The following is a 16,046-nucleotide window of genomic DNA, read 5'->3' on the forward strand; positions in this document are numbered from 1 at the left end:
CCTCCGGCCCATGTCTGCTTGCGCGGGCAGAATGGGTCTCATGACCAAACTTTCCTTCTCCCAGCAGGTGTATCAGGTCGTCAGGCGGATCCCTCGCGGCAAGGTGGCCACCTACGGTCAGGTCGCCTCTCTGACTGGCCATCCGCGCAACGCCAGGTTCGTGGGTTATGCGCTTCATGACAATCCTGAACCTGGGGTGATTCCCTGTCATCGCGTGGTCTTCCGCGATGGTTCTCTGGCACCGGGATTCGCTTTTGGCGGGCCTGAACGTCAGCGTCAGCTGCTGGAGGATGAAGGCGTTCATTTTGTTCCTCCCCGCAGCGATGAATCGGCTGGTGCGGACGGCTGGGTGGTGGATTTGGATCGCTGTCGCTGGAAGGCTTGATTCTTCTGGTCTTCAGCTACCACGCATCCATTCTGCAGGCTGATCAGACCACAAATATCCAGGGAACCCAGCAGCTGCATCAGATGCCTGACTGAGAGCTCATGTCCCTGATTGGCCAGCTCAGCGCGAAGCTGTCCCATCATGGGCGGACCGCCCCGGCACTGGCAGGTACGGATAGCCGCCAGCACGGTTGCCTCTTCCTTGGTTAAAGGCAAGTCGTCAGTTTTTTCACATTCACAGTCCCTACCTGGATTCGATGGCGGGGTTGAAGGATGCTTTTTGTGCTGAGAGTGGGTCGGAAGCCTACCTCCATTAGTGCCGGATTGTTTGAGTGTGATCTGGAGCGGCTGATTGCCGTGAGTGGTTTGGATCGGATGATCGGAGTCAAGCGGTCTTATGCGCTGCGTGGGCTGCATACTTCCTTGATGCTCATGATCTTCTGTGGTTTTGACTAAGCCGCTGGTTCCTTGTTGAACAGACCTTCCAGGGTGGATAGATGCATGGGCGGGATGGCAGATGTTTTGGATGTCGGATGCCGACAGGAGCAACTCCGCCTTGCCCTCATGGATGAGGCGGTTGCAGCCGGTGTTTTCCGGCTGGTCGATTCTGCCGGGCGCAGCCAGTACGCGACGGCCCAATTCCACGCCCCAGTTGGCTGTGTTCAGTGCGCCTGATCGGTGCCGTGCCTGTGCTACCACGATATCGAAGGCCAAGGCTGCAATGATTCGGTTACGCAGCAGGAACCGACGCGCCTCAGGGATGGTGTCAGGGGGTAGCTCGCTGATCAGTGCGCCGCCATCTGCCTCAATGTTCTCGAACAGACGGCTGTTGCGTTTGGGCCCCATATGTCGCAAGCCTCCGGCAAAAACGGCTACTGTGCGTCCGCCGCCGGCGGCCAGGGCTCCCCAGTGGGCTGCGGCGTCCGTGCCCATGGCTCCGCCGGAGACGACCAGGTGGCCTTGGCTGGCGGCCTGTCTGGCAATCTGGTGGGCGATGGACCGGCCATACTCGTCGCAGGCCCTGGACCCGACCACGGCCAAGGGGCGGTCACAGCAGATCAATGCTTCAGGATCGCCACGTCCCCATAGACAGAGGGGAGGAGCCCAGTCGGATCGGCGTGCCAGGTCATCCATCTGGCCTGGCCAGCAGGAGTCACCTGGGGTCATCACCCAGAATTGGCCTCCACCAGTCATCATGGTCCGTACTTGGCCAGTGTCCATGACCAGCAAGGGAGTCAGGCGTCTTCGCCAGGTGTCGCTGGTCTTGTGGAACCGGGTGAGATCCTCAGGGCTCGTTTGCCGTCCCCATCGAGCCGTCCCCTTAAGAAAGCGTTCGTCCAGGCTGGTGCGAGCAGCATCATGGGGGCTGTCGCCCTCCGGCTGGTTCGGCGCTCCCAACTCGATCAGGTTTCGGCACAGGTCGGCTGCCTGATCCGAGCCCAGCAGGCAGGCGATCATGAAGGCATCGGGGCCATCTGCCGCCATGGTCAGGATAGCTCTGGCAAGCCAGTCGCTTTCAACCGTGGTCATTGGTCGCGGTTGGCTGTCGGGTATGGTCTTCATCAAGGGTCGGGACATCTCAGACAGCCCTCGTTCTGAGCAGGATGCCGGTGGTCACATCGTCGGCATCGGGGCTGGTCCGTCCATCCAGGTCCGCCAGAGTCCATGCCAGGCGCATGGTTCGGTCGGCTCCGCGCAGACTGATACGTTGCTTGTGCAGGGCCTGATCCACGACCGAACGTGCCTTGGCTGATGTGTTCTGGCGCAGCCATTCGCCGCTGATCTGGGCATTGCAGGTCCAGCCCTGCTTGCGGAAGCGTTCTTTTGCTGTCTGACGGGCGCGGGTCACACGCTTGCGGATCTGGGCGCTGTGCTGGCGTGGACGGTGGTCGTCGAATCCCGGGTCGGTCACCGGGGGGACTGTGGTCTGGATGTCGATGCGGTCCATGATGGGTCCTGACAGCCTGTTCCAGTAGCGGAGTCGCTCGCGGGGCGTGCAGGTGCAGCGCTCGCCTGTGCCGTATCCGTATCCGCAGGGGCAGGGGTTGGCGGCCATGACCAGTTGGAAACGAGCCGGGAAGGTGGTGCTGCCCTTGGCGCGGGACAGGAAGATTCGCCCGATTTCCAGGGGCTCGCGCAGGGATTGGATCACCCTTGGAGAGAACTCCGGAGCCTCATCCATGAAGAGGACTCCGCGATGGGCACGGGTGATGGCGCCAGGCGTGGCCAGTCCTGCGCCGCCCCCGACCATGGCCGCCATGGAGATCGTATGATGAGGAGCCTCGAAAGGCGGCACATCGGTGATCCCATACTGGCTCAGCGTGCCACACAGGGATCGGATGGAAGCCACCTCCAGCTGTTGGACAGCGTCCAGGGCGGGCATGATGCTGGGAAGCCGTTCCGCAAGCATACTCTTGCCGGCTCCCGGGGGACCGACCATGAGCATGTGATGGCCGCCGGCTGCAGCCACCATCATCGCCCACTTGGTCTCCTCCTGGCCGATCACGTCAGCCATGTCCGGCTTGGGCGGAGTTGGATCGACATTGGCGGGGGAGTTGTCTTCATGCTGGCCGGTTCTGGGATGTGCACGCACTATGGTGGCCGGCTTGTCAGAAGTCTGGCGAGTGTCTGCTTCGAGGATGGCGACTCTGCTTCGCCCGCCCAAGGCTTGGATGAGCTGGCCCAGGTGGCGCAGTCCCACGACCTCGATATCGGGAACCAGACGGGCCTCGGCAAGGTTGTCTGCCGGGACGAAAGCCCGAGTGATTCCCTGAGCTCTGGCCTGGGTCAGAATGGGCAGCAGACCGTTGATGGGTAGAATCGTGCCGTCCAGGTTGAGTTCGCCCAGGATGACCGTATGCTCCAGGCCTTCCGTCGGCAGTGCTCCTCCAGCTTCCAGAACGCTGGTCGCTATGGCCAGATCATGCGAGGAGCCATGTTTGGGTTTTGAAGCAGGGGACATGTTGACGGTGACCCTGGTTTGCGGCCACCGGAATCCGCAGGCCGAGCAGGCGGATTTGACCCGTTCCCGTGACTCCGACAAGGAGGCATCCGGCAGACCGATGATGGAGAAGTAGGGCAGCCCTGGGGAGATGAAAGACTGCACGTGGATGAGAAAGGCCTTGAGGCCTATCAGTCCCACGGATTCAGCGGATCCGAGACGCATCAGAAGGCCTCCTCGGTGTGTCTGAGGAAGACTGATCCCGGATTCCATCCGCCCCTGCCCGGACAGTTGGTTTCCCTGGCAGCCTCGGTGGATGTCTGGCAGGAAGCCAGGGGATAAGGGCTCTCGGAATGCATGCTCCTACCAGGGTCGGACTTGACTGACAGGCTGATGACATCGAAACGGGTGCCGCGATGCCGTGCGCTGGGATCCCGGTCGTGACTGATCAGCCATTGGACTGCTGCGCGACGAAGATGGGTCTGTTTGCGCGGGCCGACGGCCTGCTCTGGGGATCCGAACCGACCGGTGCGTCTGGTTTTGACCTCTACGAAGACCAGTATCGCCTCAGGATCCAGGGCGATGATGTCCAGCTCGCCGAACCGGCTTCTCCAATTCCGGGCCAGGATTCTCCAATTTCGTTGCCGCAGCCACTGGCAGGCATAGTCTTCGCCCAAGTGTCCCAGCTCTCGGCTGTTTATGCCACTGGCTCCGATCTGTCGTTCAAGATCCGCCAGCTCTATGTCGAAGGATTCATCGTTGCTTGTGCCTAACCTTGTCCTCCCAGGGCGCATGGTTTCTGGATTGTCGACGGACCTTATGGAATCGGGCAGAGCGCTTATGGGCTGTGTGACCGATGGGTCTGCGATCATAGCGTCAGCATCGGTTCTGTCGTCTTTGTCATTGATGAATGCGCGGAGATTGGTTGGTCTAGTCAGTGCTTGTGTGTCCATGTTTCTAGGAGACCACTGGAAGGAGGTCGGCGACTAGTCGAACCAGGCATGTGGTCGAATGAACCTTTGCACGCACGAAAGTGGATGAACGAGTGGATTGACGATGCTGACGCTGTATCGATTCTATTCATTTCTGTATCAGGCAGCGGCCGCAGAGGCAAGAAGAACTGAGACGGAAGAAAGCAGTGCCAAGTAAAGTAGAAACCGGGCAAAAAGGACCAGGTAAAGCCGAACTAGGGGAACAGAAACCAAGGAAGCAAGGGAGGGCATGACAGTAGGCAGCTAAATGAACCAGAAACAAAGAGATAACAGAGACCGGAAGGCACCGCCGGCGAATTCGTTGGCAATGCCTTCCGATCTGCTGTGGTCAGCAACTTATCTTTATGACTGATTTGTCACCCTGTCGACCGGGTCTTTGGCTGGCAAAATGCAGTGATTTATGCGGTCTGGATTCCATTCATCCACCTTGGCCTCCCACTCTTGACACATGCCTGGACGCCTATGCCGCTTTCACCGGGCTTGGGCTCACCGCTCCTGCATCAGAGCGGTCATTTGCCCCAGATCCAGCTCGAAGCTGACCCCGCGCTGCTGATAATCGGGCTGATTGCGTGTGTGTTGCATGGCCGAGCGGACGAACTCGCCGGCGATCCGGGCGGCATCGGCCAGGCCTCGTCCCGCAAAGAGCGCCCCACAGAGGCTGGAGGCGAAGGCATCGCCGGTTCCGTGAATCATGAAGGGCAGCTTGTCGTGGACCAGCTCAGTGCGCTCGCTGACACCGCCATGATCCGCTGAGGCCACGAAGTTGCGCAGCTTGCCGTCCTTCCGGTCAATGCCCTTGATGATGACGTTTTTCGCGCCCATGTCCAGCAGACGGCCCAGACGCTCGCCAACCTGGGCATCGTCAAGGTCCTGGCCTTCGTAGTCGATGCCGGTCAGCAGACTGACCTCGGTCAGGTTGGGCATGAGCAGGTCGGCTCCATCGACCAGATTGGTCACGGCCCGGCACATCTCCTCGGTGTAGGTGGGGTACATGGATCCGCCGTCGCCCATGACCGGGTCGACCAGCCGCAGGGCCTTGGGGTATTCCCGATACATGCGCTGGATGATGTCGACCTGCTCGGCGCTGCCCAGGAACCCGCTGTAGATCCCGTCCAGCTCGACGCCCTCCTTCTGCCAGGCATCCAGGTATCCCGGCAGCATCTCGGTGGTGTCGTGGAAGGTGTAGTCCTTGAACATGGTGTGTGCGCTGAACAGGGCCGTGGGCACCGGGCAAACGTCGCATCCTGCTGCCGAAAGGATGGGGATGGCGGCCGTCAGCGAGCACTTGCCATACCCGCACATGTCATGCACAGCGGCGACTCGGGGGATGTACTTGCTGTCGCGCTGGTAGAGCCTGTTCTGATCGTCCGTCTGTCCGGCCATCTTTTGAACTCCTTCATGCCTGCTGAGGCTGTTCGCAGCGGAGCCTTCTCCGTTGCTTACCCGACTCTACAGCGAAGGGGTTAAACGGGTACCTCCGCGTGTGCAATGTCGAGACGGAAAAGGCCCGCTTTCAACCTTTTGGAAGCTGTTATAAAAAAGGACGATACCGAAAAGTCCTTTCCGGCTTGAACAGGTGGGCTTGGGCCGCTTATGGTCACATCAAGAACTTGACCGATGACGTACGTCACCAACAGATAGGAATCGACATGACCGACCAGAACCCGCACAAGTACCATTTCGAGACGCTTCAGCTCCATGTAGGCCAGGAGCAGGCCGACCCCGCCACTGATTCCCGGGCCGTGCCCATCTACGCCACCACCAGCTACGTCTTCCACGACTTCGATCACGCCGAGGCCCGATTCGCCTTGAAGGATCCGGGCAACATCTACGGCCGTCTGACCAACTCCACCCAGGGGGTCTTCGAGGACAGGATCGCCGCCCTGGAGAACGGCACCGCCGGTTTGGCCGTGGCCTCGGGAGCCGCAGCCGTGGAGTATGCCTTCCGGAACATCACCCAGACCGGGGACCATATTGTGTCCTCCAAGAACATCTACGGCGGCACCTTCAACCTGCTCAAGCACACCCTGCCCCGTGATGGTGTCGAGACCACCTTCGTGGATCCTTCGGACCCGGCCAACTTCGAGTCGGCCATCCAGGAGAACACCAAGCTGGTCTTCTTCGAGACCTTCGGCAACCCCAACGCCGACCTGCCCGACTTCGAGGCCATTTCAAAGATCGCCCATGACCACAACCTGCCGGTAATCGTCGACAACACTTTTGCCACTCCTTACCTGTTCCGTCCGCTGGAGCACGGTGCTGACATCGTCGTGGAATCGGCGACCAAGTTCATCGGCGGCCATGGCACCACCCTGGGCGGGGTCGTCGTGGAAGGCGGCAAGTTCGACTGGGCGGCAGTGCCCGGCAAGTTCCCCACCTTGACAGAACCCGATCCCAGCTACCACGGTCTGCGCTTCTACCAGGATCTGGGGGCTGCGGCCTTCGTCACCCGTATCCGCGCCATCCTCCTGCGTGACACCGGCGCCGTCATCTCGCCCTTTGCAGCCTTCCTCCTCCTGCAGGGGACCGAGACGCTCTCGCTGAGGGTTGAGCGTCATGTCGAGAACGCCCTGAAGGTGGTGGACTACCTGCAGACCGTGCCGGAGGTGGAGTCGGTCAGCCATCCGGCCATCGAGGGCCGCCCCGACCACGAACTCTACAAGCGCTACTTCCCCAACGGCGCCGGCTCCATCTTCACTTTCGATCTGAAGGGCGGCAAGGACGCGGCCAGGGTCTTCATCAACAATCTGCACCTCTTCTCCCTTCTGGCCAACGTGGCTGACGTGAAGTCCCTGGCCATCCATCCGGCATCGACCACCCACTCCCAGGAGACGCCGGATGAGCTGGAGGATCAGGCCATCCATCCCGGTACCATCAGGCTCTCCATCGGCACGGAGAACATCGAGGATATTCTGGATGATCTCAAGGGTGCCTTCCAGGCATTGAAGGAGTCCGGTCTGGCCAAGTAGCCGGCAATCACACTTCCTTCTTGGTCCCGTATATGCGTGATATATGACCGAGAAGGCGAAGAAATACAAGGTGCCTGTCGAAACCTCATTGCGTTTCGATGGGCGCCTTTGTATGTGCCCTCTCTTCACCCCTTTCCAGTCGCAGACAGCACCTGACCAGTCAGGCGGAAATGTTGCGGTGGGTAAGATGGAGGCATGAAACATGGAGCAAAGACGAGGTCGTCTTCCGGTTCGTCGTCCGGTGTGGGGAAACCGAGGCAGATCACCCAAGTGGCCATCAGGGCCAAGGGATTGACCAAGGACTATGGGAGTGGGGAGAACCTGGTACATGCCCTGCGGGGTGTGGATGTCGAATTCGAACGGGGCAGGTTCACGGTCATCATGGGTCCCTCCGGATCGGGCAAATCCACCCTCATGCATACCTTGGCCGGCTTGGACACTGTTACCTCCGGACATGTCTACCTGAACGGGACCGATGCCGCCGGGGTGAAGGGCAAGCGGACCAGCCGTCGTGGAGGGCGGAGGGGAGTGGTCGACCTGACCAAGCTCAACGACAATCAGCTGACCCTCTTGAGGCGCCAGAGTCTGGGCTTTATTTTCCAGAGCTTCAACCTCCTGCCCATGTTTACGGCCAAGCAGAATATCCTTATGCCCTTGATTCTGGATGGGGTCAAGCCAGACACAGCCTGGCTGGAGGTTCTGGCCAAGACCCTGGGCCTGGAGGAGAGGCTGAGCCACCGGCCCAGTGAGCTATCGGGTGGTCAGCAGCAGCGTGTGGCCATCGCCAGGGCCCTCATCACCAAGCCTTCAATCGTCTTTGCGGACGAGCCTACGGGAAACCTGGACACGGCCTCATCGACCGAAGTGCTCAGCTTCCTGCGGGATTCGGTCCGCGAGCTCGGGCAGACCATCATCATGGTCACTCATGATGTCTTTGCGGCCTCATTTGCCGACCGGGCTTTGGTATTTGCGGATGGGCGGATCGTGGCAGACCAGGACAGACCCACTGTGGATTCCATGAACTCCCTGCTCTCCGAGGAAGTCATGGCATCCGCAGCTACAGCTGGCTCAGCGGCCCATCGCTGAGGGGAATGCTCATGTGGTTCGTCGCCAGAAAAATGATGCGGCATGACCTGGGCATGATGGTTCCCGCCGGCATCGCCATTGTCGTCGGAACACTGTTTATTGCCATGACCTTCCTCTTCGCCAACACCATGGACGTCTCCATGCGGAGGATGGTCTCATCCGATGCTGCACAGGCCAACTACGCCATCATCCCCGCGGAGGGCAGCCATCCCGATCAGAAGAGGGTGAAGGATTTCAAAACCGAGGAGCTGGCAAAAGTCCCAGGCGTTCATGCAGTCAGATCAGACACCCAGCTCATGGCGGATGTCCGCGCCGGCAAGATCAAGAGCGAGAGCGTGATAGCCATTCCTATGGCGGATTCATCGCTGATGCCGGTCGGTCTTGACGAGGGATCCTGGCCCAGCGCCGATGACCAAGTGGTCCTACCCGGGCCGACTGTGTCCAGGCTCAAGCTCTCCCTGGGTGACAAGGTGAATCTGAACCTGTCGCCTAACATGCTGTACATATCCGAGGGCCCTGGGTCGAAAGGGCAGGCCAGTGCCGACCAGGTGGCGGGCAGGTTCATATCGAAGCCCCTGACCTTGTCGGGCGTCAGTTCGAACCAGGGCAACGAGGGCGGCGAGTTTGGCGAGTCGGGCGGCGCAATCGTGCTGACCCCCAAGACCATAGATGCTTTTATGGCTACAGCAGGCCTTGGCAACATGGGTAATCTGTATGCACAAAATGCATACTTGAATGTTGCCGGGCAGGGCAGCGACCTCGATGGGGCTCTGGCCTCTCTGCGCAAGCTCATGCCTTCGGGCTATTCCCTTGAGGACCGTCACACTATGGAGGACCGGCTGGTCAAGACCGCGCTCGGCGGTTCCCAAAACCCCGTGACCACCTTCCTTCTGGTCTTTGGCACACTGGCCATGTTCGTGGCTGCCACCGTCATCGCCAACACCTTCCAGGTCATGGTCGCTCGGCAACGTCGCTATTTGGCCCTCCTGAGGACGATAGGCGCCAATAAGAGCCAGGTCAGGGCCAGTGTTCTGATGCGTTCAATCATCCTGGGCGCTGTGGCATCCCTGATCGGGGTTGGCGTCGCCATCGGCATCATGGCTGTTCTGGGTGCAGCCAAGGCTCATACGAGTTCCCTCTACTTCCAATTGAAGCTGACTCCGGCAGTCTTCCTGGTGCCTCTTGTTTTCGGCATCATTGTCACGGTCCTGGCCTCCCTGGGCTCCTCGTGGGCCGCCACCAGGGTCAGTCCTTTGGAGGCGCTGAGGCCTGCCGATCTTCTGGAGAACAAGCGGACGAGCAGGATGCGTCTGTTTGTCAGCGTGGTCATGATTCTGCTGGGCATCACCATGACGGTCTGGTCCCTCTGGCAGGTCAGGCTCAGTGTCACGGCAGACAAGGCCAGCAAGACATCCGGAGACGGGCCGAACATTGTTGCTGCCATGGCCGTCATCGGCATTGTTCTTGCATTCCTGGGCATTTTGTTCAGTGCTAATCGTTGGATTCCTTTCATGCTCAGGGGAGTCGGGTCCCTGGTTTCTCGGATCGGGCCCTCGTCCACAATCGCCGTGGCTAACATCGCACGGAATCATTCCCGTGTGGCGGCTACGGGTACCGCCCTCCTGATTGGCGTGACACTGGTCGCCACCCTGGCCACGGGCGCCGCCAGTGCCAAGCAGACCATGGCCGACATGCTGGACGAGCACTACTCCGTCGATCTGCAGATCAGCGCCGATGGCCTGGATGACAAGGCTCTGAATGCCATTCGGCGAATCGACGGGGTCGCTCAGGCCGAGCTGGTGCCCCAGTATGCTGCCATGGTCAAATCAGGCGGCGAGAACGGTGCGGGAATGACTATTTTCGCCCTTGACTCGCAGAAGATCGATTGTCTCCTGAACGCCAAGGTCGGCAAGGATCTTTCTGGACAGGATGCCCTTCTGCTTCCAGAAAGCCGCATGGACAAACAGAAGGATTTTCATGACGGAGGGAATCTGGGGCTCAATATTCTCAACCCGATTCAAGGCGACGCTCATGGGGGATCCGCATCGGTGGCTCAAAGACTCTTCGTGACCAGTGTCTATGCGCCCTTCCAGGGGATTGATGCCAGTAATTTCTATGGTCTGACTGACTCATCCTCGCTAAATGGCGTTCAGCCTCAGACCGTGCAGATCTGGGCCAAGGTCGATGGTTCACCAACAGTCCCGGCATTCATTGACAAGGTGAAAGACGCGCTTTCCGGTTATTCGGCTGTTTCCGTCAAGGGTGGTCTGGCTGAAAAGCAGCAGTGGGATCGGACCATCGACAGCCTGCTCACGATCATCCTGGCTCTCTTGGCGGTTGCAGTGGCCATCGCCCTGATTGGCGTGGCCAACACGCTTTCCCTCTCGGTACTGGAACGCAGACGGGAGTCCGCCACCCTGCGGGCCATCGGGATGACCCGGAAGCAGATCAGGCGGTCCCTGGCTGTGGAGTCAGCGTTGATAGCTCTGGTGTCGTCCTTGTCTGGCATGGTCCTGGGCCTGCTTTTCGGCTGGGCTGCAGCCTATGAGATCTTCTCCTCGCTGGGTACGGTGGCTTTCCCCATTCCCTGGTCCACTGGTCTGGTGATTCTGCTGGTGGCGCTCGTAGCCGCGATCTTGGCAAGCGTTCTGCCTGCAAGACGCGTCAACCGGACTCCGCCGGTCGTGGCTCTTGCAGAGGAATGACGGCAAGCCAACCTTCATTCTGGCATGCCTTGGTCGGCGCCGGGAATGAATGACTCATTCTGCCAGGTGATGTTTTCCTTGACGCTGCTTGGGTGTTCCTGTAGTCAATCACGGGAATCCAGGCAACTGTTTCAATCCCTTGGTCCTATGGTTGCATGTCTTGTGACTCGTGTCTTTTGTGTTGAGCAAGATGCTTGACATGATTTGCTTCATCTCCGCAAATGTCCATTCCCGCAGCCCCGCGTTGAGTTGGATGGTGTCAGCCTAACAGGAGGACTTCTTCAGCGCACTCATCCGTAAGGATGATTATCTTCATCGCTCCCAGGGAGCATATCGCGGCAGCTAATAGCCGCATAGGGTCGGAAGCTGACGGGAGAAAGGTTTCCTCGCGGATAAGGAGCACCATGCAGAACAAAGCGGATACTTCGTCTTCACAAGGGTTGATCAACAGAGCAGGTCCAGGCGTCGTGGGACAGCCGGCCGTCAGCGCCAGGCAGCTGACCAAGGATTATGGGCAAGGATCGAACGCCGTCCATGCCCTGCGTGGAATCGACGTGAATTTCGAGCGTGGCCGGTTCACGGCCATCATGGGTCCTTCAGGTTCGGGCAAGTCAACGCTCATGCACGTTCTGGCTGGTCTGGATACTGTCACCTCAGGCCATGTCTATATGGCCGCTGATCTTCTGCATCCGAAGAGCGGAGATCGTCACCATCCGTCGATTGACCAGGCCGGCCGAGTCGACCTGACACGACTGGACGACCGTCAGCTGACCCTTATCAGGAGACGGCATCTGGGATTCATCTTCCAGAGCTTCAACCTATTGCCTATGTTCACTGCCAAACAGAACATCCTCATGCCGCTGGTACTCGACGATGTTCGGCCCGACACCTCATGGATGGAGCAGCTGGTAGAGACTCTGGGATTGTCGGAGAGGCTGGACCATCGGCCCAGTGAGCTTTCTGGTGGCCAGCAGCAGCGTGTGGCAATCGCCAGGGCCCTCATCACCAAGCCTTCGATTGTCTTTGCGGACGAGCCTACGGGAAACCTGGACACGGCCTCATCGACCGAGGTGCTCGGCTTCCTTCGGGATTCGGTCCGCGAGCTGGGGCAGACCGTCATCATGGTCACTCATGATGCCTATGCCGCATCCTACGCCGATCGTGCGCTGGTCTTTGCCGACGGACGGATAGTCGCGGACCGACAGAATCCGACAGTGAAGGCCATGAATGACCTTCTGGCTGAACAAGCCTCGGCTGGCACTGCTGGCGATTCCCAGGTACAGGACTAGGGGGTGCACTGTGTGGCGGATAACCCGTACGATGATGAAGCGCGATGCACGTATGATGATGCCGGCTGGTCTGGCCATTGTTATCGGCACCCTCTTTATGTGCCTGACGCTCCTTTTTGGCAACGTGGCGAATGCCTCCATGCGTCGCGAGATGAGCGTGGATGCTGGTCGAGCCAACTATGTTGTGGCCTCCAGAGAGGATCAGGACAAGCCAATCCTGTTCGACGAGTTTGACAGCAAAGGACTGTCGAACTTGCAGGGGGTTCGTGGTCTGCGCCCTGATGTCAGCCTCTTGGTGGATGCAGAAGCAAACGGTCAGTCCAGCAAGGAGATCCTGGCCATAGTAGGTGCCAGGCAGGAGCTTATGCCTATCGATCTGGTTCGGGGGCAATGGCCGGATTCAGATGATCAGGTTGTGCTGCCGCAGCCCGTCTCCGACAGGCTCCAGGCGGGCCTGGGTGATAAGGTGCGCCTCCATCTGTCCACCTCGATGCTGCCAGGTAGTGATAGCGATAGTGCTCAGGATTCTGCAAGCAAAGAACGCCTTGTTGACCAAGGAACCGTGGACTTGACCATCTCAGGCATCAGCAAGAGCCGTGGTCGACAGTACGATGCCTTCGGTGGAGCTGTGGTGCTGAGGGATTCTCGGATTGAGCGTCTGCTGAGTATGGCGGGAATAGTTGGACCGGAGTCTCCTCCTGTGAATAATGTCTATCTGCAGGTTGATGGCCAAGGCAAGGAGCTTCAGAACACTCTGCAAAATATCAGGCGATACGTTCCCAAGGGATACCAGCTGGAGGATCGTCGTACCATGGAGGACAGGCTGCTCAGAGAGCAGACCGGCGATGGTGTGGACATCACAACTCTTTTCCTCATGACTTTTGGTTTGCTGGCCATGGTGGTGGCTGCCTTGGTGATTGCCAACACCTTTCAGATCATGGTGGCCAGACAGCGCAGGTATCTGGCCCTGCTGAGGATCATTGGTGCTGATCGACGGCAAATCAGGGTAGGCGTGCTGCAGCAGGCCCTGCTTCTCGGTGTCATATCGTCCCTGATCGGCATCCTGCTGGCCATGGTCTTGATGGGCCTTGCCGGTTGCCTTGGTCTGCATTCGGGCACCATGAAGTTTGAACTCCTGCTTACACCCGCCTCCCTCCTGGTTCCGTTTGTGCTCGGTGTATTGGCAACCCTGGTGGCTGCCTTTGGTTCTAGTCATAGGGCTATCAGAGTCAGACCGCTTGAAGCCCTGCAGCCAGCGGATTATCAGGAGCAGGGCAGCAGGAATCGGACCGGTTTACGAATCAGTATCCTGCTGGCTGTCATTGGTCTGGCGTTGGTGACCTGGTCATCTTGGCGCGTCGGGGAGTTGGTCCGGACAAACTCTGGCGATACAGTCCAGACCAGTAATCAGCAGGAACGATTGCTGGGTCTCGCAGTATTGGGTGTTTTGCTGATCTTTCTGAGTGCGCTGATAGGGGCTCGGCGATGGATTCCGGGTCTTCTGCGTTGTTTGGGTAAACCTGTGTCCAAGATTGGACCATCTTGCAGGGTTGGAGTGGCGAATATTGCTCGAAATCCCTCACGAGTCGCTGCCACAGGTGTTGCTCTGCTGATTGGTGTAACTCTGGTCTCCACTCTGGCTACAGGTGCGGTAACCGCTAAACGTACTTTGTTCAAGGATATTGATCAGCGTTATTCCGTGGATATTGAAATATCTGGTCAGGGGCTGAACAAGAGAAATGTGCGGGCCATTGAGCGTGTCGAAGGTGTTGCAGATGCAGAGCTGGTGCAGCGATTTAACGCCAAGGTCGAGTCAGGAGGCCCCTCACAAGCTTCCATGACTGTCTATGCCTTGGATGCTTCACGAATCAGGCGAGTGCTTCATGCCGATCTGGGTCCAGGTATGCAAAGGTCGGATGCGCTGCTGGTGTCGACCAGAACGATTTCCAAGCATTCCGGTTACCGGGATGGAAGTCAGCTGAAGTTGTCGATAGCTGATCCTCAGGCGGACGATGAACGTGAAAAGGAAGCAGATGCAAGAAGAACATTGACTGGGGTCTTTGCCGGATTCGGCGGGCTGGATAACAGTGGCGTCTATGCGATCACGGACTCCCGGAATGTCGCTGGGATTGACACCAAGACGCATGAAATCTGGATTAGGACGCAGGGAGATCGCGATACCGCACTGCTCTTGGATGACATACGTCAGGCTGTAGGAGAGCATGACGACATGGCTATGAGCGGAGGGCTGACGCAAATGAGGACATGGAGCGAAAGAATCGATTCCTTGTTGGCAATCATGGTTGCATTGCTGGGCGTTGCTGTGATTATCGCCCTGATAGGGGTTTCCAACACTTTGATGATGTCGGTGCTGGAACGCCGTCGTGAGACTGCCACGCTCAGGGCAATCGGCATGAGCAGCGTCCAGGTTCGTCGATCCTTGGGAGTCGAGGCCTGCATGATAGCCCTGGGAGCCAGTCTGGCTGGAATCGTTCTAGGAACGCTCTTCGGATGGATAGGAGCCTACCAGGTCTTTGTGCCCTTAGGGTCCGTGACTTTCACCGTGCCATGGTCGACTTTTGCGCTGATACTGCCAGTGGCCTTGCTGGCTGCGGTGGCAGCCAGTGTGCTGCCAGCCAGGGAGGCAGTCAAGGTTTCACCCATTGAGGCTCTTAGTGACGATTGATGCTGCATGACGTCCAGGTTCATACCAGATGGTTTTCGTAAGCGAAGACCACCGCCTGGACGCGGTCCCGGGCATTGATCTTCTGGAGAATGTGAGTGACATGAGTTTTCACTGTGGGCAGTGAGATCCCCAGATTGTCGGCTATCTCCTGGTTGCTCAGACCTTGGGCTATGTGAATCAGGACCTGCAGCTCGCGATCAGTGAGCAGGTCCACTTCGGGATCGCGGTAGGTCGATCCCGATGGCATGGACCCGGCCGCAGGCACGTCATGGGCCATGTGTTCGATCAGGCGTTTTGTAGCCGAAGGAGCGATGATCGCATTGCCCCGGTGAACTGTACGGATGGAGGACAGGAGGGTTTCAGGCTCGGTATCCTTGAGCAGAAATCCTGATGCACCGGCTTTTATGGCAGCCATGACGTATTCGTCAAGATCAAAGGTGGTCAGCACAATGACCCTGGGCTCCGGACGGTCGGGTGACAAAGCAGTGATCAGGCGGGTGGCTGTCAAACCATCCATGCCGGGCATGCGGACATCCATGAGGATCACGTCAGGACGCAGGCGTGAGGCCAGATCCACTGCTTGCTCGCCGTCCGCGCCTTGGCCAACCACGGTCATGTCATCCTGGGAGCCGATGACCATGGCAAAACCGGCTCGGACCAGATCCTGGTCGTCCACGACGGCAACGCTGATGGGTTCGGTCCGTTCCATGAGAGCCTGCTTCTTTCCGCTAGATGATGGCCAGCGCCACCATCCGATTTTATCTGAGTTGAGTGTTGCTGGGAATTATGACTGGGAATTACGACCGGTTTCAATTTCTAATCAATGTAATCGCTGCCTGGTTGATTGTTGACTGAGTAAAAGTTGACTGAAATGTTGACTGAACAACTGTCGTCGGAGCGACTGTTAAATTGTGGAGTGGCGCTCGTCAGCTATCGTTGCCTGTAGTGGGCTAATCTTCGGGTGTATGACTTATAGAGTGCTCATTTTTCTGTA

11 protein-coding genes are annotated in these 16,046 nt (G+C 58.6%); 6 read left to right on the top strand and 5 right to left on the bottom strand.

Going from position 1 to position 16,046, the window contains the following annotated elements:
* Positions 1-40: 40 nt before the first annotated feature.
* Complete coding sequence (locus H3U89_RS06915) at positions 41-385, top strand: MGMT family protein (protein WP_198179915.1); 345 nt, start codon at positions 41-43, stop codon at positions 383-385.
* Here H3U89_RS06915 and H3U89_RS06920 read toward each other — a convergent pair.
* The 4 genes from H3U89_RS06920 to H3U89_RS06935 form a co-directional block, all read right to left on the bottom strand.
* Entirely contained in the window at positions 301-1,914 is a 1,614-nt protein-coding gene (locus tag H3U89_RS06920) for a DNA-processing protein DprA (RefSeq protein WP_198179913.1), read from the bottom strand. The genes H3U89_RS06915 and H3U89_RS06920 overlap by 85 nt on opposite strands.
* Before the next feature lie 49 nt (positions 1,915-1,963).
* Positions 1,964-3,550, bottom strand: coding sequence for a YifB family Mg chelatase-like AAA ATPase (locus H3U89_RS06925; RefSeq protein ID WP_198179911.1), 1,587 nt, complete (start codon positions 3,548-3,550; stop codon positions 1,964-1,966).
* The gene (locus tag H3U89_RS06930) at positions 3,550-4,197 is read right to left on the bottom strand and encodes a YraN family protein (RefSeq protein ID WP_232345578.1); all 648 of its coding nucleotides are present in this window, start codon (positions 4,195-4,197) and stop codon (positions 3,550-3,552) included. The genes H3U89_RS06925 and H3U89_RS06930 overlap by 1 nt, the downstream gene beginning before the upstream one ends.
* A gap of 606 nt (positions 4,198-4,803) precedes the next feature.
* Positions 4,804-5,700, bottom strand: coding sequence for a pyridoxamine kinase (locus H3U89_RS06935; RefSeq protein WP_198179909.1), 897 nt, complete (start codon positions 5,698-5,700; stop codon positions 4,804-4,806).
* A gap of 266 nt (positions 5,701-5,966) precedes the next feature.
* Between H3U89_RS06935 and H3U89_RS06940 the strand changes: the two genes are divergently transcribed.
* From H3U89_RS06940 to H3U89_RS06960, 5 genes are all read left to right on the top strand, one after another.
* Complete coding sequence (locus H3U89_RS06940) at positions 5,967-7,286, top strand: O-acetylhomoserine aminocarboxypropyltransferase/cysteine synthase family protein (RefSeq protein WP_198179907.1); 1,320 nt, start codon at positions 5,967-5,969, stop codon at positions 7,284-7,286.
* Between the two features lie 195 nt (positions 7,287-7,481).
* Positions 7,482-8,372, top strand: a complete 891-nt coding sequence (locus tag H3U89_RS06945; RefSeq protein ID WP_232345580.1) for an ABC transporter ATP-binding protein — start codon at positions 7,482-7,484, stop codon at positions 8,370-8,372.
* Positions 8,373-8,383: 11 nt separating this feature from the next.
* Entirely contained in the window at positions 8,384-11,077 is a 2,694-nt protein-coding gene (locus H3U89_RS06950; RefSeq protein ID WP_198179905.1) for an ABC transporter permease, read from the top strand.
* A gap of 443 nt (positions 11,078-11,520) precedes the next feature.
* Complete coding sequence (locus H3U89_RS06955; protein WP_198180565.1) at positions 11,521-12,366, top strand: ABC transporter ATP-binding protein; 846 nt, start codon at positions 11,521-11,523, stop codon at positions 12,364-12,366.
* 34 nt (positions 12,367-12,400) lie between these two features.
* Positions 12,401-15,052 (top strand): ABC transporter permease, encoded by a 2,652-nt coding sequence (locus H3U89_RS06960; protein WP_198179903.1) that lies wholly within the window; start codon positions 12,401-12,403, stop codon positions 15,050-15,052.
* A 19-nt stretch (positions 15,053-15,071) separates the two neighbouring features.
* Here the strand turns inward: H3U89_RS06960 and H3U89_RS06965 are convergent, their stop codons facing one another.
* The gene (locus H3U89_RS06965) at positions 15,072-15,761 is read right to left on the bottom strand and encodes a response regulator (protein WP_198179901.1); all 690 of its coding nucleotides are present in this window, start codon (positions 15,759-15,761) and stop codon (positions 15,072-15,074) included.
* Positions 15,762-16,046 lie beyond the last annotated feature (285 nt).

Origin of the sequence: Bifidobacterium sp. W8104 (assembly GCF_016100735.1) — a bacterium.
Classification (GTDB): Bacteria; Actinomycetota; Actinomycetes; order Actinomycetales; family Bifidobacteriaceae; genus Bombiscardovia; species Bombiscardovia choladohabitans.